The following is an 18,056-nucleotide window of genomic DNA, read 5'->3' as shown; positions in this document are numbered from 1 at the left end:
CGAGGGGCGCACGACCGCTGTCCGGACTCCCGTTCGCCCGCTACCAGCGCACCGGCAGGCTTCTGACGCCCCGCATGAGCAGACCCGGCAGCCACTCTCCCGGTGCGCCGTCCAGGGCGAGGCCGGGCGCGCGGTCCAGGAGGGTGCCGAGGGCGATCCTGCCCTCCAGGCGGGCCAGGGGTGCGCCCAGGCAGTAGTGGATGCCGTGGCCGAAGGCGAGGTGGCCGCGGGTGTCGCGGCGGATGTCGAAGCGGTCCGGCTGCGCGTACCGTCCGGCGTCGCGGTGGGCGGCGGTGAGACCGACGAGCACGCCCTGGCCCCGCCCTATCCGGGTGCCGGCGATCTCCAGTGGTTCGGCGGCGTACCGGAAGGTGGCGTTCTGCACCGGGCCCTCCCAGCGCAGCGTCTCCTCCACCGCCGCGTCGAGGAGGGCCGGGTCGGCGCGCAGGGCCGCGAGCTGGTCGGGGTGGGTGAGCAGGGCGAGGACGGCGTTGCCGATGAGGTTGACCGTGGTCTCGTGGCCGGCGATGAGCAGCAGGTAGGCCAGGCCGCGCAACTCCTGCGCGGAGAGCCGGTCGCCGTCCTCGGCGGTGGTGCGGATCAGGTCGCTCAGCAGGTCGCCCGTGGGCCCGGCGCGGCGCTTGTCCTCGATCAGCTCGGTGAGGTACTCGGCGAGGCGGACGGTCGCGGCCTGCTCGCTGTCCTCGCCGGTCGGCGCGACGACCTCCGTGGAGAGCTTCCGGAACTCCGCGCGGTCCATCTCGGGGACGCCGAGCAGCTCGCAGATGACCGTGATCGGCAACGGGTAGGCGAGGGCGTCGATGAGGTCGGCGCGGCCGCGCGGCAGCATCTCGTCGAGCAGTTCGTCGGTGATCTGCTGGACGCGCGGGCGCAGTTGCTCGACCCGGCGCATGGTGAACGCGCGCGCGACCAGGCCGCGCAGGCGCGTGTGCTGCGGAGGGTCCGCCGTCAGCAGGTACTTGCCGATCAGCTGCTCGTCCAGCGGCACCTCGCCGATCTTGGCGGTGTCCTTGGCCAGCCGGGCGTCGGCGAGGGCGGCCCGCGCCTCCTCGTACCCCACGACCAGCCAGGTCTCCCAGGGTCCTCCCGGCGTGGCGAACCGGACCCGGTGCACGGGGCCCTGTTCGCGCAGTCGTGCGTAGACCGGGTGCGGGTCCCGGCGGAGTGCGTCGCCGTACTCCGTCAGGTCGATCACTGGTTCCATGTCCTCCCCTTACGGACAGCCCCGAGGTCCCGGACAGCCGCCGGTACCCGGACAACGCGCACGGCGGCCGGCTAGTGCCCGTCGCCGCCGTCCGTCAGCCCGGCGTCGTAGGCGAGCAGAGCGATCTGGACCCGGTTGTCGAGGCCGAGCTTGGCGAGGATGCGCGAGACATGGGCCTTGACGGTGGCCACGCTGAGGAAGAGCTCGGCGGCGATCTGCGCGTTGGCCAGTCCCCGGCCGACGGCGACGGCGACCTCGCGTTCGCGGTCGTTGAGGACGGCGAGCCGCTCGCGCGCACGGGTCTGCCGGGAGTCGGCGGCGGCGCCGGCCGCGTGCCGCATCAGCTGCCGGGTGACGGCGGGCGACAGGACCGGGTCGCCGGCGGCGACCCGGCGCACGGCGTCGACGATCTCGGCGGGCGGGGTGTCCTTCAGCACGAAGCCGGCGGCTCCGGCGCGCAGGGCGTGCAGCACCTGTTCGTCGGCGTGGAAGGTGGTGAGCACCACGACCTGCGGGGCGTCCGGCCGCGCGCGCAGCCGCCGCGTCGCGGTGATGCCGTCCACCGCCGGCATCCGGATGTCCATCAGCACGACGTCCGGCCGGACCCGCCGCACGACGTCCTCGGCCTCCGCCCCGTCGGCCGCCTCCCCCACGATCTCGATGCCCTCGGCCCCTCCGATCATCAGCGCCAGACCGGCGCGGACGAGGGGGTCGTCATCGACGAGGAGCAGTCTGATCGGCGTCGCAGTCATGGGGGTTACGTAATCACGGGCGCGGCGTGGCACACACGCGCGTACGGAACAGGGCTCCCGGCCGCACCGCGTCGGCGGCCGGGCACACGCGCGTGTGCCGTCCGCGTCGAGCGGTGCCCGCTGACGACGGGCCCCGGGCTCGCCGGGGTCACGGCCACGGCAGCCACCCCCGTACCTCGAAGCCCCCGTCGGGCCGCACCCCGTGGCGCAGGTGGCCGCCGGCCAGCGTGGCGCGTTCCGTGAGGCCGATCAGGCCCTGGCCGGAGCCGGGGACGGGGGGTACCTCGGCGGGCGGGGCGGGGTTGGTGACCGTGACCGTCAGGCCGTCGCCGGGGGTGCCGGCGAGGCGGACCCCGACCACGGTGCCGGGGGCGTGCTTGCGGGCGTTGGTCAGGGCCTCCTGGGCGATGCGGTAGGCGGTGCGGCCGACGGAGGCGGGGACGGCGCCCGGGTCGGCGACGCGGTGGTCCAGGGTGATCTCCATGCCGGCCTCGCGGCACTCGGCGACGAGGGCGTCCAGCGCGGCCAGCGTCGGCTGGGGACGCCCGCCGGAGGCCTCCTCGGCCTCGCCGGCCCGCAGTACGCCGATGATCTCCCGCAGGTCCTGGAGGGCCTCGTGGGCGCTCTCCCGGATGACCCCGGCGGCCCGCGCGATCTCCTCGCGGGAGGCGTCCGGCCGGAACTCCAGGGCGCCCGCGTGCACGCTGAGCAGGGTGAGCCGGTGGGCGAGCACGTCGTGCATCTCCCGGGCGATGGCCTCGCGGGCCAGCCGCTGCGCCTGCTCGGCCCGCAGCCGGGCCTCCGTCTCGGCGTGCCGGGCGCGGTCGCGCAGGCTCAGGATGAGCTGCCGTTTGGACCGCACGAACATCCCCCAGCCCACCATCGCGGCGGTGAGCAGCACGCCGGAGGCGACCGCCCCGACGTACGGCACGTCGGGGTCGGGCCGCAGCCGGTAGAAGACCGGGAGCAGCGCCACGGACACCCCGCCCGCCCAGGCCACGTACCGGAAGGGCCGGTGCACGGCGAGCGTGAACAGGGCGACCACGCCTGCGCCGCCCGCGGTGTTCGACAGGAAGGCGACCGGCACCATCGCCACGGCGAGCCCCACCGGCCACCGGCGCCGCAGCCACACGGCGGCGCAGGCGAGCGCGCCCAGCACCTGGTCGAGGGCGGCGTAGCCGTCCGGGAGGTCCTCGTGCCGCAGGCTGTCCGCGCTCAGCAGGCCGATGAACACGGCCAGCAGGAAGCAGGAGAAGTCGACCACCCAGTCGCGCGCCGTGCGCCGGGGCCGCCGGCCGGGGGCCCCGGCGTCCGGGTCCAGTTCGTGGATCAGCGCGGAGGGGAACAGCCACCGGCGGCCCGTGATCCGCTGCGGCGCCCGCGCCCTCTCGTCAGTGCTCACGGTCGGCAAATCTACGCACCCGGGGGCGTGGTGGCGCCGTCCCGTGCGGCCATCGCCTACCGGAGGAGCGGGATCGTCGACCGAAGTCGCACCCTCGTGGACTTTCGGCGCCGGCCGTCGACGCGGGCGCAGCCTTTCGGCGCCGCGCGCTCGCCCCGCGGCCGATGTGCGGGTGCGGGCGGTGGGACGAGAGTCGTGCCATGAAGCGTTTGCTGGAGTTCCTCGGGTTCCTCGCCCTGACGCAGGGCACGGGCGGTCTGGTGTACGAGATCACGGGCAAGGTGCGCTGGGGCGTCACCCAGCAGTGGAGCGTCCTCCACGGCTACGAGATCTACGCGGCCATCGCGCTGATCGTGCTGGCGCTGGCCCTGTTCGCCGCCGCCGAGAGCCGGAAGCCCGACTGAACGCCGGGCCGGTCCGTGGGGGCTCCGTGGAACCGTCGGCCGCGAGGTTAACTTCCCGAGAACTCATCGGACGTCTCGGCAAAAACACCCGTGTTGTCATTGACATGCCATGCTCTACGCGCGTCACCATGGGCGCATGAGAATCCCCCACAGCATCGCCCGGACCGGCGCCGTGGCCGCCGCCCTGTCCGCTCTCCTCGTCGGCGGCACCGTCTCCGCCACCACGGCGGACGCCGCGGTCGGCAGCGTCTGCTACAGCGCGCTGCCCTCGCAGGCGCACGACACGCTCGACCTGATCGATCAGGGCGGCCCCTTCCCCTACTCCCAGGACGGCTCCGTCTTCCAGAACCGCGAAGGCGTCCTCCCCCGGCAGTCCAGCGGGTACTACCACGAGTACACCGTGATCACGCCGGGCTCCTCCACCCGCGGTGCGCGCCGCATCGTCACCGGCCAGGAGTACGAGGAGGACTACTACACCTCCGATCACTACGCCACGTTCAGGCTCGTCGACTTCGACTGCTGAGATCCGGGCCGCCCCGTCGCCTCGCCCCGCGTTCCCCCCACCACTCATCGGGGCGCGGGGCGAGGCCGTTGCGTCACCCGGTGCCCGTCCGGGCGTCCTCGGGCAGGCCGAAGGTGCCGTACTCCGGGCCGCCCGCCGGTTCGTACGTCTGGATGGAGACGCCGGAGCCGGTGACGCGGCCGGAGCGGTGGGTGAAGCGGGCGGGGACCGTGCCGTCCGGGAACAGGCGGTGGCCGGCGCCGAGGACGACCGGGAACGTCAGCAGGTGCAGGGTGTCGACGAGCCCGAGGTCCAGCAGCGAGCGGAGCAGGACGCCGCTGCCGTGGGTCTGGAGTTCGCCGTCCGTGCGCTCCTTCAGGGCCGTGACCTCCTTGGCGAGGTCGCCCGGGACCACGCTGGTGCCGGACCACCCGGGTGCCCGGAGAGTCGAGGAGACGACGTACTTCGGGAGGGAATTCAGCGGGCCGGCGACGGGGTGGGCGGGGTCGGTCACCCTCGGCCAGTAGGAGGCGAAGATGTCGTACGTACGGCGGCCGAGCAGGAAGCCGCCCGCGCGTGCGAAGACCTCGGTGACGAACCGGCCGGAGTCGTCGTCGGCGTGCGGGAAGCTCCAGCCGCCCTGGGTGAAGCCGTCGCGGGTGTCCTCCTCGGGGCCGCCGGGGGCCTGGTGGACACCGTCGAGGGTGACGAAGATCGTGGAGACGAGCGTGCCCATGGCGGGTTCCTTCTTCCGGGTGCGGGGTCTGCTGTCATGGGTGCAGACCCCGCGTCCGCCCGCTTCTCATCGGTCGGGCCGCGTGCCGGGGGAATCCGGCGGCTCCTCGGTCCGGCCGCGCGCCCGGGGGATCCGGTGACGCCTCGGTCCCGCCGCCCGGGGATCCGGCTCAGCCGGCGTGGGTGGAGAACAGTCCGCCGGTCGGGCCCTGCTTGTCGCCGCCCTGGGCCTTCTTCAGCGCGTTGGCGAGCCCCTCGATGGTGAGGGACTGCAGGATCACCCGGCCGTTGCCCTCCAGGGTGGCCAGGGACAGGCCCTCGCCGCCGAACACGGCGTTCATGATCCCCTGGCGGTTGAGGCCGCCGACGCGCTGGACGCCGTACTGGATGCCCTCCTCGAACGCGACCACACAACCGGTGTCGACCTCGATCCGGCCGCCGAAGTCCGCCGGGTTCAGGTCGATGAAGTTGCCCGCGCCGGCGATGATCACCGTGCCGTGCCCGGTGAACTTCTCCAGGACGAAGCCCTCGCCGCCGCTCATGCCGGTCCGGCCGCCGGCGAAGGCGATGCCGAAGTCGACGGTGGACTCGGCGGCCACGAAGGCGTCCTTCTCGGCGAACCACGCGCGCGTGCCGTCCAGCTCCAGGGCGCGCATCTCGCCCGGGAGGACACCCGCGAAGCCGACGGTGCCCTCGCCGCTCTGGGCGGTGAAGTACTGGAAGGCGAGCGACTCGCCCGCGAGCATGCGCTGGCCGACCTGCATGGCGGTGCCCATGGCCTGGCGGAGCAGGCCGCCCATGCCGCCGCCCGAGCCGCTCTGCTGCTGCCCGCCGCCGTTCGACGGGCCGGACAGGCGCGTCTCCATGGTCACGTTCGCCGTCTTGAACAGGAATTTCCCGGCCTCGCAGTACACGGTCTGGCCGGGGCGCAGGTTGACGACCGCCATCTGCATGGCGTTGCCGACGATCTCTTGCTGAAGGGTCACGTGGGAGACAACGCGGGAGGTGGACGGAAGAGTTCCGCACCGGCTCCGTCCGGGCGGGAAACCTGGGCCCGTCCGGGTGGGACACGGATCCGTCCCGGTAGGACACGGATCCGTCCCGGTGGACAAGAGCCCGCCCGTTCGAGAGGGGCAACGGCCCGTCCGTCCAAGAGGACACGGGCCCGTCCAGGCGAGGGCCACGGGTCCGGGCGGGCAGGGCCACGGACCCGGGCGGGTAGCCCCGGACCCGGGCGGGTAGCCCCGGACCCGGGCGGGCGGGAGCCACGGGGCCGGGCGGGTGACGCGTGGGGCGCCCCGGTGCTGTCCAGCCGGGGCGTCCCACGCGCGCGTGTGGACGGGGATCAGCCGCCCAGTTCCTGGTGGCGGGCGGCGAGGCCGCTCGCGCCCTGCTCGGTCAGGGAGCCGAACAGACGCAGCCGCGAGATGCCGCCGTCGGGGAAGATGTCGATCCGCGCGTGCGTGCCGACCGCCGGCTCGGGCAGGACGAAGCGGTGGTTGGTGTCGGGCTGGAGGCGGGTGCGCGGGAGGATCTCGGTCCACTCGCCGGCCCCGCCCGCACCGGCGTCCCTGACGGAGACCGACGCCCAGCCGGCGCTGTTCCCCTTCAGGTAGGCGGTGTCGATCTCGATCGCGCGGATCTGGGACTGCGCGGCGAGCCGGTAGCGGATCCAGTCGTTGCCCTGGTCGCGGCGGCGGCGGGTCTCCCAGCCGTCGTCCATCTTGCGGGAGCGGCCCGGCTGGATGGTGTTGGTCGCCGGGGAGTAGAAGAGGTTCGAGGCGTCCTCGACCTGACCGCCGTTCTCCAGGGCGACCACGTCGAAGGTGCCGAGGACCGCCAGCCACCGCGGGTCCGGGACGACCTCGCCGTGGACGCGCAGGCGGGCGATGCCGCCGTCGGGGTGCTGGTTGACGCGCAGGTGCGTGAAGCGCTGCTCGACGGAGACGGCGAAACCGTTGGCCGCGTGGCCGCCGACGGCCGTGCGCGGGACCAGGGTCGTCCACTTCACGTCGTCGCCGAGCAGCTCCTGCGGGGACGGCGAGCCGGGTACGGAGGTGCCCTCGATCGAGACCGCCTGCGGGTAGTTGCCGCGGAAGTGGGCGGTGTCGACGACGATCCCGCGTACGACGCCCGGCGCGCCGAGCCGGACCAGCGCCCAGTCGTGGTCCTCGGCGGTCGGCCAGGGGTGCTCGGCGGAGACTCCGCGCCGGCGGCGGGTCTCCCAGCCGTCCATGATCTTGCCCTTGTGGCCGAAGTGCTCGGGGTCGAACTCGGCCCGCTCGGGCACCAGCAGGTTCTCCCGCTGGGCGAAGAACTCGTCGTTGGCGGCGATGACACCGGCGCCGAGCTGCCGGTCGGCGAGGTTGGCGTACTGGGTGAAGGGGAAGTCGGCGGTGCGGTAGTCCGCGTACGGGTCGCCGCCTCCGTAAGGGTTCGCGTCGCCGGTGAAACTCGGTATCGCCGTCACGGTGATCAGGGGGTCCTTTCTGGAGTCGGCCGGTGCGGGTGCGGGGGGTGGCTCACTGGGGGCGGGCGAGCAGCGTGCCCTTCGGCGCGGTGAACTCGCCGTCGGCGACGATGCGTTCGCCGCGCAGCCAGGTGGACTTGACGACGCCGTGCAGGGTCCTGCCGGCGTAGGCGGTGACCCGGTTGCGGTGCTGGAGGCCGGCCGGGTCGACGGTGAAGGTCTCGTCGGGGGCGAGGACGGCGAAGTCGGCGTCGCGGCCGGCCTCGATGGCGCCCTTCCGGGTCAGGCCGACGAGGCCGGCGGTCCGCGTGGACATCCAGCGGACGAGGTCCTCCAGGGTGTGACCGCGCTTGCGGGCCTCGGTCCATACGGCGGACAGGCTGAGCTGGAGGCCGGAGATGCCGCCCCAGGCGGTGGCGAAGTCGTCCGTCTTCAGGTCGGCCGTGGACGGCGAGTGGTCGGTGACGACGCAGTCGATGGTGCCGTCGGCGAGGGCCTCCCAGAGGAGGTCCTGGTTGGCGGCCTCCCGGATGGGCGGGCAGCACTTGAACTCGCTGGCGCCGTCGGGGACCTCCTCGGCGGTCAGGGTCAGGTAGTGCGGGCAGGTCTCCACGGTGACGCGGACGCCCTCGGCGCGGGCGGCGCGGATCAGCGGGAGGGCGTCGGCGGAGGACAGGTGCAGCACGTGCACGCGCGCGTTCAGCCGCCGGGCCTGGGCGACGAGGTTCGCGATGGCGGTGTCCTCCGCGTCGCGCGGGCGGGAGGCGAGGAAGTCGGCGTACCGGGGGCCGCCGTGCTGCGGGGCGGCGGCGAGGTGGTGCGGGTCCTCGGCGTGCACGATCAGCAGCCCGTCGAAGCCGGCGATCTCCGCCAGGGACTGGGCGAGCTGGTCCTGGTCGAGGTGCGGGAACTCGTCCACGCCGGACGGGGAGAGGAAGGCCTTGAAGCCGAAGACGCCGGCGTCGTGCAGCGGGCGCAGGTCCTTGACGTTGTCGGGCAGGGCGCCGCCCCAGAAGCCGACGTCGATGTGCGCCTTGTCGGCGGCCACCCGCTGCTTCACCCGGAGGTGGTCGACGGTCGTGGTCGGCGGGAGGGAGTTGAGCGGCATGTCGACCAGGGTGGTGATGCCGCCGGCCGCCGCCGCGCGGGTGGCGGTCCAGAAGCCCTCCCACTCGGTGCGGCCCGGGTCGTTGACGTGCACGTGGGTGTCGACCAGGCCGGGCAGCAGGACGTGGTCGCCGACGTCCTCCAGCCGGGCCGCGGCCGGGACCTCGGCGTCGTAGGGCAGGACCGCGGTGATCTTCCCGGCGGACACGGTGACGGTGGCGGCCCGCGTCCCTTCCGGCGTGATCACGCGCGTGGAGCGCAGCACCAGTTCAGCGTCGGACACCCGAACCCCTCTCTCTACCGCCGTTTTACGTCCAGGAAACGGGATTTACACCCACGTAACGGTTTTCAACGTTCTGTTGAAGGAGTCTTCACTCCCGCTCCCCCGCCGTCAAGAGGCACACTTCCGGGCGGAACGGAGGGAGTACGCGCTCTGGACGTTTCCACAAAGCGGAATTAGAATTCCAGTAGGCAGAACGTAGCTATGTACAAGCGGGGAGTCAACCGGCTGCCGGGTAGGCTTCTGCCCTCCCGCCAGTCCCGAAAGGAACGCGCCGTGCCGACGTCCAGCGCCAGCACCACCGACTCCGCCAAGCCCTCCGCCGCCGGCGGGGTGCAGTCCCTGGAGCGCGCCTTCGACCTGCTCGAGCGGATGGCGGACGCGGGCGGCGAGGTGGGCCTGAGCGAGCTGTCCGCGGCCAGCGGGCTGCCGCTGCCCACCATCCACCGGCTGATGCGCACCCTGGTCGCCTGCGGCTACGTCCGCCAGCAGGCCAACCGGCGGTACGCCCTCGGCCCCCGCCTGATCCGGCTCGGCGAGTCCGCGTCCCGGCTGCTCGGCACCTGGGCGCGGCCCTACCTGGCCCGGCTGGTGGAGGAGACGGGCGAGACGGCGAACATGGCGCTGCTCGACGGGGACGAGATCGTGTACGTCGCACAGGTGCCCTCGAAGCACTCGATGCGGATGTTCACCGAGGTCGGGCGGCGCGTGCTGCCGCACTCCACCGGCGTGGGCAAGGCGCTGCTGGCCGGGGTGCCGGACGACGAGGTGCGGGCGCTGCTGGCCCGGACGGGCATGCCGGCCGCCACGGAGAAGACCATCACCACGCCGGAGGGCTTCCTGGCGGCGCTGGAGGACGTACGGCAGCTGGGGTACGCCGTCGACGACAACGAGCAGGAGATCGGGGTGCGCTGCCTCGCGGTCTCCGTGCCCGACTCCCCCACGGCCGCGGCGATCTCCATCTCCGGGCCGGCGGGACGGGTCACCGAGGCGGCCACGGACAAGATCGTGCCGGTGCTCCAGCAGATCGCCCGCGAACTGTCCGCGGCGCTGGCCAGCCAGAACCCCGGATGACCGGCCCGCGTCGCCGGGGGGTCCGGGCCCCCGGGTGACCGGCGCCCCCGGGGGGGGCGATTCCGGGTGCCCGGCCTGCGTCCCTGGAGGGGACCGGGAACCCGGATGCCCAGCCGCGCCTCCGGGGGATCAGAACCCCGGTGGCCGGCCCGCGCCCCAGAGCACCAGAGCACCAGAGGCACCGGAGCCCCGTCCCCGGGGCGCCCGCCCCGGCCCGCCTGAGTACCCGTACTCAGGCGCCCGCCCCGCCCGCGAGGGCAAGGTGGTGGGCATGGACCTGCCCACCGCCCCGCCGGCCTTCGACGCCACCGAGGGTCCCGGGCCGCACCGCCGCGCCGACCGGGGTGCCGACATCGGGGCAGGGTGCGCGCTGGTGCTGCTGGAGCTGATCGCCCTGGTGGTGGTCTTCGGGCTCTGGTGGCTGTCCGGGTTCCACCTCGACCCGGCCGAGACGGCCACCGCCGACTCGTTGTGGGGCTATCTGGCCGCGGCCGGCGCGGTCGGGGTCCTCGCCGTCGCCGCGGCGGCGGTCGCCGCACGGGCCGGGGCCGTCGTGACCGTCGTCGGCCAGACCGTCATGGCCGTCCTGGTCTGCCTCGTCGTCTTCGCCGGGGCCTCGGCGCAGTCCCACCAGGACCGGGTGTGCCGCGAGAGGCCGTCAGCGCCCGGATGCGCGGTACGGCGTTAGGTCCGGGGCGGCTCGCCGAACAGGTCCACGGCGTCGCGCACCTGCGACAGGCCCCGGGCCAGGGCGCTCATCGAGCCGATCGCGCCGGCTATCAGCAACAGGGAGTTGCGCAGGCGCGGGATCTCCGGCAGGCCGCCCGCGGCCATCGCCGCCAGGGCCGCGAGTTCGTCCTCGGCTACCGCCCGGTCGGGGAAGTCCGCCGGTAACGCGGCGAGTTGGCGGCGCAGCCGGGACACCGCGGTCCGCAGTTCCGCCACCCGCGGGTCCTCGTCGCTGCCGGTCACTGGCCTCTGCCCCAAGCTCCGCAACACAGCCCTCCCCCCTGGCACGCCCTCGTGCGCGGGCCAGTAAACGCCACCCGGTGCGGGGAGCGCCACAGCGCGGACCGAAATTCAGCCCATCGGAACCGGCGCCGGGGAACCGGCCGGTTTCCCGGCGCCGTCGGGTATGCAGGACCCATGACGGACAACCAGGATCTTCAGGGGGAGGTCGCCGGGCTGCTGCTCGCCGCCGGCGGCGGCAGACGGCTCGGCGGACGCCCCAAGGCGCTGCTGCCGCACCGGGGGCGCCCCCTGGTCGAGCACGCGGTCGGGGTGCTGCGCGCGGCCGGGTGCGGGCGGATCCACGTGGTGCTGGGCGCCTCGGCGGCCGAGGTACGGGCCCGCGCCGAGCTGGGCGGCTGCGTGCTGGTGGACAACCCGGACTGGGCGGAGGGGATGGGTTCCTCGCTGCGCGCGGGCCTCGCCTCACTGGCCGGTACGGGGGCGCGGGCGGCCCTGGTGAGCCTGGTGGACCAGCCCGGCATCGGACCGGCCGCGGCGGCCCGGGTGCTCGGCGCGTACGAGGACGGCACCTCGCTGGTCTCGGCCGCCTACGACGGGGTGCGCGGGCACCCGGTGCTGTTCGGCTCGGCGCACTGGGCGGGCATCGCCGCGACGGCCACCGGGGACCGCGGGGCGCGGGACTACCTGAAGGCGCACGCCGCCCGGATCCGGCTCGTGGAGTGCGCGGACGTCGCCGAGCCCTACGACATCGACACCGAGGCCGACCTGAGCCACCTTGAGTGAACGGGGTGGCACCGAGCGCCACCTTGCCTCGAACCAGAGAATCTCGACATCAACAAACCATTGAACTTCCACGATGAGGAAACTACTATCCACTGATCAGAAGCGTCCGACCGCACAGTGGGCGCTCACTGTCCCATTCGTGCCACTTGGCACTAGGTGCCACCGCTGAAGGAAGTGACAGCTCATGTCCGCACCAGCGCCGTCCCCGCTGGCCATCGTCGACGCCGAGCCCCTGCCCCGGCAGGAGGAGGTCCTCACGGACGCGGCGCTCGCCTTCGTGGCGGAGCTGCACCGGCGGTTCACCCCGCGCCGTGACGAACTCCTGGCCCGCCGGGCCGAGCGCCGCGCCGAGATCGCCCGCACCTCCACGCTCGACTTCCTGCCCGAGACGGCCGCGATCCGCGCGGACGACTCCTGGAAGGTCGCCCCGGCCCCGGCCGCGCTGAACGACCGGCGCGTCGAGATCACCGGCCCCACCGACCGCAAGATGACCATCAACGCGCTCAACTCGGGTGCGCGGGTCTGGCTCGCCGACTTCGAGGACGCCTCCGCACCCACCTGGGAGAACGTGGTCCTCGGTCAGCTCAACCTGATCGACGCCTACACCCGGAACATCGACTTCACCGACGGACGCACCGGCAAGTCGTACGCCCTGCGGCCGAACGAGGAGCTGGCGACCGTCGTCATGCGCCCGCGCGGCTGGCACCTGGACGAGCGGCACCTGGTCGACGCCGACGGCCGCGCCGTCCCGGGCGCCTTCGTCGACTTCGGCCTGTACTTCTTCCACAACGCCCAGCGGCTGCTCGACCTCGGCAAGGGCCCCTACTTCTACCTGCCGAAGACCGAGTCCCACCTCGAAGCCCGCCTGTGGAACGAGGTGTTCGTCTTCGCCCAGGACTACGTCGGCATCCCGCAGGGCACCGTCCGCGCCACCGTCCTGATCGAGACCATCACGGCCGCGTACGAGATGGAGGAGATCCTCTACGAACTGCGCGACCACGCCGCCGGGTTGAACGCCGGCCGCTGGGACTACCTGTTCTCCATCGTCAAGAACTTCCGTGACGGCGGGGCGAAGTTCGTCCTCCCGGACCGCAACGCGGTCACGATGACGGCCCCGTTCATGCGGGCGTACACCGAGCTTCTCGTCCGCACCTGCCACAAGCGCGGCGCGCACGCCATCGGCGGCATGGCGGCCTTCATCCCGTCCCGCAAGGACGCCGAGGTCAACAAGGTCGCCTTCGAGAAGGTCCGCGCCGACAAGGACCGCGAGGCGAACGACGGCTTCGACGGCTCCTGGGTCGCCCACCCCGACCTGGTGCCGATCGCCATGGAGTCCTTCGACAAGGTCCTCGGCGACAAGCCGAACCAGAAGGACCGGCTGCGTGAGGACGTCCACGTCGAGGCGGCCGACCTCATCGCGATCGACTCGCTCGAGGCGAAGCCGACGTACGCCGGTCTCGTGGGCGCCGTCCAGGTCGGCATCCGCTACATCGAGGCCTGGCTGCGCGGCCTCGGCGCGGTCGCCATCTTCAACCTGATGGAGGACGCGGCCACCGCCGAGATCTCCCGCTCGCAGATCTGGCAGTGGATCAACGCCGGTGTCGAGTTCGAGAACGGCGACAGGGCCACCCCGGAGCTGGCCCGCAAGGTCGCCGCCGAGGAACTGGACGCCATCCGCAAGGAGATCGGCGAGGAGGCCTTCGCGGCCGGGCACTGGCAGGAGGCGCACGACCTGCTGCTGAGGGTGTCCCTGGACGAGGACTACGCCGACTTCCTCACCCTGCCGGCGTACGAGCAGCTCAAGGGCTGACCCACCGGGCACACGGGTGCGCCGAGCGGCTCCGGGGAGCGCCCCGGGGCCGCTCGCGCGTTCAGCCCAGGTGCACCGACCAGTCCTGTTCCGCCGCCGGCTTGCCGTGCAGGTCCGGGACCCGCTTGAGCCAGTCCGGGCGGCCCGCCTGGGTCTTCGCCGCGCGGGCGGCCTCCTCGGCCGCGAGCTGCTCGCCGCTCGGGAAGTCGGTGGGCAGCCACTCGGCCGAGAGCCGGAGCCGGTCCAGCAGATAGCCGACGTAGGCGTCCCGGACGTCGTCGGGCGTCGCGAACCCTGCGTCCTCGGCCAGCCAGGCGTCCGGCACCTCGGCGACGATCGCGCGCAGCAGCTCCTCCGTCACCAGGGGCGCGAGTTCCGCGTCGGCGGCGCGCACGTCGGGGCCGTAGTGGCCGAGGGCGTGGTGCCGGAAGTCGTACCTGCGGCCCGGGGCCGTGGTGTCCCAGCGGTGGTGGAAGACGAGGGCGGCACCGTGGTCGATGAGCCACAGCCGCGGCGGCACGGTGCCGAGCGTGGGCCAGACCATCAGGTTGGAGCTGTGCACCGTACGGTCGACGTTGACGGTCAGCGCGTCCAGCCAGACGATCCGGCCGGCCTCCAGCGGGTCCACCGGGAAGGTCCGGGCGATCTCCGGGGTGAGGTCCCGGGCGCCCGGCAGGTAGTCCATGCCGAGGTTGACGCCCGCGCTGGCGCCGTGCAGCTCGCGCACCTCCTGGTGCGGTTCGGCGGCGGCGATGTCCGGGTCGAAGTGGACCAGGACCAGTTCCGGGAAGCGCAGGCCGAGCGCGCGGGCGAGCTCCCCGACGATGATCTCGGCGACCAGTGCCTTGTGGCCCTGCGCCGAGCCCGTGAACTTCACGACGTACGTGCCCAGGTCGTCGGCCTCGACGACGCCCGGTACGGAGCCGCCGGAGTGCAGGGGGGCGACGTAGCGGACCGCGGTGACCTCCCTCAGCGGTGCCATGCCGATCCCCGTCCCTTCCGAGCAGCCCGAAGTGAGCATAGTAACCGCGCGTGACGGCGGGCGCGGGGTGACCGGGTCCCCGGGGCCGGTGTCACCACGGGCCGCCGGAGCCGGGAGCGCCCGCCGAGCCGAGGCCGGCGATCGCCCGGGCGACCTCGCCGACGACGGCACGGGTGTCGGACTCCGTCGCCAGATAGGTGGTCATCGTCAGCGGGAGATCGGACAGCGGCTCCCAGCGCCAGCCCGGCAGCTGGGCGGCGGCGGTGTGGGCGACGACCAGGACCGCGTCGCACTCGGCCGCGTGGGCGTGGGCGAGGGCGTGTTCGGTGAACTGGGAGAAGTGCCAGTGCGGCCGGACCCCGGCGGCCTGCGCGGCGGCGATGAGCCCGTGCTGCTCGGTCGGGACCCGGTCCTGGGCGTGCAGCAGGGTGCGCAGCCCGTCCAGGTCGCTCAGCCGGTAGCCGCCCCGGGCCGCCAGGGGATGCCCCGGCCGGACGGCGATGCCCAGCGGGTCACGGCGCACCTCCCGGACCGCGTGGCCGTCGGGAGGCGCCTGGTGGACGAGGCAGATGTCGAGCCTGCCCTGCCGCAGCAGCCGCAGCTGGTCGGAGCTGGTGGCCTCGACGTACTCCGGTGCCGCGTCCGGGACGCGGGCCCGTACGGCGTCCACGGCGGCGATCAGCCAGGCGCCGTCGGTGCCGGGCGGGACGCCGATGGTCACCCGCTGGCGGACGGCCCTGGCTCCGGCGACCGTCTCACGGGTCGCGTCGGCCATCGCCAGCAGCTGGTGGGCGTGGGGCAGCAGCGCCTGGCCGGCCGGGGTGAGCCGGACGCCCCGGGAGGTGCGCTGCAGCAGTTGCTGTCCGAGCTGCCGCTCCAGATGGACGATCTGGCGGCTGAGGGACGGCTGGGAGACCAGGAGCCGCCGGGCGGCGCGGTTGACCGAGCCCTCTTCGGCGACCATGACGAAATACCGAAGGTGACGTAACTCCATCCGGTCCCCCGAGCACCTCTGGTGATGCCTGGTGAGCATATCCGGTCTGCGGCGCAGGACTTGGACGGCGACTGTGACGCCGGTCTCTAATGGAACGATCAGGCCACGAGGCGGGCAGCGGGGCGCCACCGGACCCGGCGCCGCGACGGCGCCCCACGCGGCTGTACGGCACCCGCGACATCACCGCTCGCCCCCGGCGAGTCCCGCACGTCGGCGGCCATCCCGCGCGCGCACGGCTGGAGTACCGCGATGCCCTTCGTCGATCTGCCCGAGGTACGGCTGTTCCACGTCGACCACCCGCCGCCCGCCGACGCCTCCCACCCCGGCGCGCTCACCCTGCCGACCGTCCTGGTGCACGGCCTGTGGGACAGCGCCGACACCTGGCTCCACCAGCTCCCCCACCTGCGGACGCGCTGCCGCACCCTCGCCGTGGACCTGCGCGGGCACGGCCGCACGGGACCGGTGGCGGACGGGGAGTACGCCACGGACCGGCACGCCACCGACCTCGCGGCCTTCGTCGAGCGGGTGGTGGGCGGACCGGTGGTGCTGGTCGGGCATTCGATGGGGGCCTCCGTGGCCACCGTGCTGGCCGCCCGCCGGCCCGACCTCGTCCACGCGCTGGTGGCGATCGACCCGGACTACGCGGGCGACGACGGCAGCCGTGCCCGGCTGCGCGCGCTCGCCGAGGCGCTCGACGGGCCGTCGGCCGAGGACACCGCGGTCCGCCTCGCCACCACCCTGGCCGAGGGCCCCGGGACACCGGCGCACCTGGTCGAACGGCAGCGGCTGGCCGTGCTGTGGCCGGCGCCCGGCACCCGGGCGCGGATCTTCCGGCACAACGCCTTCCACCCGGGCAGCGTCCGGTTCCTGCCCGAGGCCGAGGCCGTGCTGCGCCGGCGCCGCCAGCCGGTGCTGGCCCTGCACCGCGATCCGGCCCGGCTGCGCGCCGACGAGCGGTCCTTCACCCACCCGGACAGCAAGGCCGTCCACGTCACCGGCGCCGGCCACTTCCTCCACCAGGAGCTGCCCGCGTACGTCAACGCCGAGATCGACCGCTGGCTGGCCACGCTGCGCCTGCCCCCGGCCGGCCCGGCCGCGTCCCAGGGCGCCGGGCCCGCCGGCGCGCCGCAACGGGATCCCGTCCCCCACCGAAAGGAACAGTGATGCCTGTTTCCGACGACGCGGCACCCGCCACCGAGGGCCGGCCGAAGGCGGCGCCGCCGTGGACGGCGCGGGGACGCGCCCTGACCGTCACGGTGCTGGTGGTCGCCTCCGCGGTGGTGGTCTTCCTCGACAAGGTCCTCCTCGGGCTCGTCGCCACCCCGATGAGCGACGAACTGCATCTGGACGCGGCCGACTTCGGCACCCTGGCCAGCGCCTCGTACGTGCTGTTCGGCGTGACCTGCCTCGCGGCCGGCTTCACCGCCCAGCGCGTCTCCCCGCGCCTGCTCCTCCTGGTCTGCGGGCTGCTGTGGGCGGTGGGCCAGCTGCCGGCCGTCTTCGCGGTCACCGGGGGCATGCTGTACGGCAGCAGGCTCCTCGTCGGCGCCGCGGAGGGCCCGGCCAGTCCGCTGGCCGTGACCTCGCTGTACTCCTGGTACCCGAACGAGCGGCGCGGGGTGCCGACCGCCTGGTACACCTCGGGGGCCGCGATCGCGAAGATCGCCCTCGCCCCCGTGCTCACCCTGGTCATCGTCACCTTCGGCTGGCGCGCGGGGTTCGTCACCGTCTCCGTCCTCGCGCTGGTGTGGTCGCTCGGCTGGCTCGCCGCGGGCAGGATCGGTCCGTACGGCGCCCAGTCCCGGCCCGCGCCCGCGCCCGCCGGTGCGCCCGAGCCGGCCCGCCCCCCGTCGGTCCCCTGGCGCACGGCACTGGTCAACCGGACCTTCCTGGGCTGCCTGATCGCCCAGCTCACCCAGAGCGCCCTGGCCGCGGTGATCTTCACCTGGCTGCCCTCCTACTTCCACCACGCGCTGGGCTACTCGGAGCTGACCGCCGGCTCCCTGCTCGGACTGCCCAGCGTCGGCGGCATCGTCGCCCTGTTCACGGCCGGCTTCACCGCCGACCGCCTGGTGCGCCGGGGCGTGGGCTCGCGGCGCGCCCGCGGGGTCCTCGGAGGGTCCGTGCTGGCCTGCGCCGGGCTCGTGCTGACCCTTCTGCCGTGGATCCAGCACCCGATCGCCTCCATCGGGATCCTCATGCTCGGGTACGGCGGGTCGGTGAGCCTCAACACCTTCACCAATCCCGTGCTCGCCGAGATCGTCCCGCCGCACCAGCGCTCGGCCATCCTCGGGGTGCTCAACGGTCTCGGTGTCAGCGCCGGCGCCGTCAGCCCCATCGTCTCGGGGATGCTGCTCGACGCGAGCGACACCCCGCAGCAGGGGTACACCCTCACCTTCTTCTGCTTCGGCGCCCTCGTCGCGTTCGGCGGGCTCTGCTTCGCGCTCATGGTCGACCCCGAACGCGACGGCAGGCACGCGCGCTCGCTCCCGACCCCTCTGAACCCGGCAGCCTGAAACCGCCCAAATCCGACACCTTCTGGGTGACTATTATTTGACAGCAGA

18 protein-coding genes are annotated in these 18,056 nt (G+C 73.6%); 8 read left to right on the top strand and 10 right to left on the bottom strand.

Annotated features, from left to right (window positions below):
* Nucleotides 1-40: 40 nt before the first annotated feature.
* From IEZ20_RS36500 to IEZ20_RS36490, 3 genes are all read right to left on the bottom strand, one after another.
* The gene (locus IEZ20_RS36500; RefSeq protein ID WP_189306873.1) at nt 41-1,225 is read right to left on the bottom strand and encodes a cytochrome P450 family protein; all 1,185 of its coding nucleotides are present in this window, start codon (nt 1,223-1,225) and stop codon (nt 41-43) included.
* A 71-nt stretch (nt 1,226-1,296) separates the two neighbouring features.
* A complete protein-coding gene (locus IEZ20_RS36495; RefSeq protein WP_189306871.1) occupies nt 1,297-1,977 on the bottom strand; it encodes a response regulator in 681 nt (226 codons plus the stop codon).
* Nucleotides 1,978-2,125: 148 nt separating this feature from the next.
* Nucleotides 2,126-3,379, bottom strand: coding sequence for a sensor histidine kinase (locus IEZ20_RS36490; protein ID WP_189306870.1), 1,254 nt, complete (start codon nt 3,377-3,379; stop codon nt 2,126-2,128).
* 200 nt (nt 3,380-3,579) lie between these two features.
* On the opposite strand from IEZ20_RS36490, the gene IEZ20_RS36485 reads away from it, so the two are divergent.
* Both IEZ20_RS36485 and IEZ20_RS36480 read left to right on the top strand, forming a co-directional pair.
* Nucleotides 3,580-3,783 (top strand): hypothetical protein, encoded by a 204-nt coding sequence (locus tag IEZ20_RS36485; RefSeq protein ID WP_189306868.1) that lies wholly within the window; start codon nt 3,580-3,582, stop codon nt 3,781-3,783.
* 136 nt (nt 3,784-3,919) lie between these two features.
* Complete coding sequence (locus IEZ20_RS36480; protein WP_189306867.1) at nt 3,920-4,306, top strand: guanyl-specific ribonuclease; 387 nt, start codon at nt 3,920-3,922, stop codon at nt 4,304-4,306.
* A 73-nt stretch (nt 4,307-4,379) separates the two neighbouring features.
* Here IEZ20_RS36480 and IEZ20_RS36475 read toward each other — a convergent pair whose 3' ends face one another.
* From IEZ20_RS36475 to allB, 4 genes are all read right to left on the bottom strand, one after another.
* Nucleotides 4,380-5,021: a dihydrofolate reductase family protein gene (locus IEZ20_RS36475; RefSeq protein WP_189306865.1), complete on the bottom strand. Its 642-nt coding sequence runs from the start codon at nt 5,019-5,021 to the stop codon at nt 4,380-4,382.
* A gap of 169 nt (nt 5,022-5,190) precedes the next feature.
* Nucleotides 5,191-6,006, bottom strand: a complete 816-nt coding sequence (locus IEZ20_RS36470) for an AIM24 family protein (protein WP_189306863.1) — start codon at nt 6,004-6,006, stop codon at nt 5,191-5,193.
* A gap of 359 nt (nt 6,007-6,365) precedes the next feature.
* A complete protein-coding gene (gene alc, locus IEZ20_RS36465; protein ID WP_189306861.1) occupies nt 6,366-7,490 on the bottom strand; it encodes an allantoicase in 1,125 nt (374 codons plus the stop codon).
* A gap of 52 nt (nt 7,491-7,542) precedes the next feature.
* On the bottom strand, nt 7,543-8,880 hold the full coding sequence (allB, locus tag IEZ20_RS36460; RefSeq protein WP_189306859.1) for an allantoinase AllB: 1,338 nt from the start codon (nt 8,878-8,880) through the stop codon (nt 7,543-7,545).
* 273 nt (nt 8,881-9,153) lie between these two features.
* On the opposite strand from allB, the gene IEZ20_RS36455 reads away from it, so the two are divergent.
* Both IEZ20_RS36455 and IEZ20_RS36450 read left to right on the top strand, forming a co-directional pair.
* Complete coding sequence (locus IEZ20_RS36455) at nt 9,154-9,951, top strand: IclR family transcriptional regulator (protein ID WP_189306857.1); 798 nt, start codon at nt 9,154-9,156, stop codon at nt 9,949-9,951.
* Between the two features lie 271 nt (nt 9,952-10,222).
* The gene (locus IEZ20_RS36450) at nt 10,223-10,639 is read left to right on the top strand and encodes a DUF6234 family protein (protein ID WP_189306855.1); all 417 of its coding nucleotides are present in this window, start codon (nt 10,223-10,225) and stop codon (nt 10,637-10,639) included.
* Here the strand turns inward: IEZ20_RS36450 and IEZ20_RS36445 are convergent.
* Entirely contained in the window at nt 10,636-10,950 is a 315-nt protein-coding gene (locus IEZ20_RS36445) for a DUF5955 family protein (RefSeq protein ID WP_189306852.1), read from the bottom strand. The two genes, IEZ20_RS36450 and IEZ20_RS36445, sit on opposite strands and share 4 nt — an antisense overlap.
* Nucleotides 10,951-11,097: 147 nt before the next feature.
* On the opposite strand from IEZ20_RS36445, the gene IEZ20_RS36440 reads away from it, so the two are divergent.
* Together IEZ20_RS36440 and aceB are read left to right on the top strand one after the other, a co-directional pair.
* A complete protein-coding gene (locus IEZ20_RS36440; RefSeq protein ID WP_189306850.1) occupies nt 11,098-11,706 on the top strand; it encodes a nucleotidyltransferase family protein in 609 nt (202 codons plus the stop codon).
* A 184-nt stretch (nt 11,707-11,890) separates the two neighbouring features.
* The gene (gene aceB / locus IEZ20_RS36435) at nt 11,891-13,516 is read left to right on the top strand and encodes a malate synthase A (RefSeq protein ID WP_189306848.1); all 1,626 of its coding nucleotides are present in this window, start codon (nt 11,891-11,893) and stop codon (nt 13,514-13,516) included.
* 61 nt (nt 13,517-13,577) lie between these two features.
* Here the strand turns inward: aceB and IEZ20_RS36430 are convergent, their stop codons facing one another.
* Complete coding sequence (locus IEZ20_RS36430) at nt 13,578-14,498, bottom strand: HipA family kinase (protein WP_189306846.1); 921 nt, start codon at nt 14,496-14,498, stop codon at nt 13,578-13,580.
* 91 nt (nt 14,499-14,589) lie between these two features.
* Entirely contained in the window at nt 14,590-15,492 is a 903-nt protein-coding gene (locus IEZ20_RS36425) for a LysR family transcriptional regulator (protein ID WP_189306844.1), read from the bottom strand.
* Nucleotides 15,493-15,741: 249 nt separating this feature from the next.
* Here IEZ20_RS36425 and IEZ20_RS36420 point away from each other — a divergent pair, with 249 nt between their 5' ends.
* Both IEZ20_RS36420 and IEZ20_RS36415 read left to right on the top strand, forming a co-directional pair.
* Entirely contained in the window at nt 15,742-16,656 is a 915-nt protein-coding gene (locus IEZ20_RS36420; protein ID WP_189306842.1) for an alpha/beta fold hydrolase, read from the top strand.
* A complete protein-coding gene (locus IEZ20_RS36415) occupies nt 16,656-18,008 on the top strand; it encodes an MFS transporter (RefSeq protein WP_189306840.1) in 1,353 nt (450 codons plus the stop codon). The genes IEZ20_RS36420 and IEZ20_RS36415 overlap by 1 nt, the downstream gene beginning before the upstream one ends.
* The last annotated feature ends 48 nt before the right edge of the window (nt 18,009-18,056 follow it).

This window comes from Streptomyces cinerochromogenes (assembly GCF_014648635.1).
GTDB classification, from domain to species: domain Bacteria; phylum Actinomycetota; class Actinomycetes; order Streptomycetales; family Streptomycetaceae; genus Streptomyces; species Streptomyces cinerochromogenes.
The sequence above is the reverse complement of the archived record's forward strand: the minus strand, read 5'-3'. Positions and strand labels throughout refer to the sequence as shown.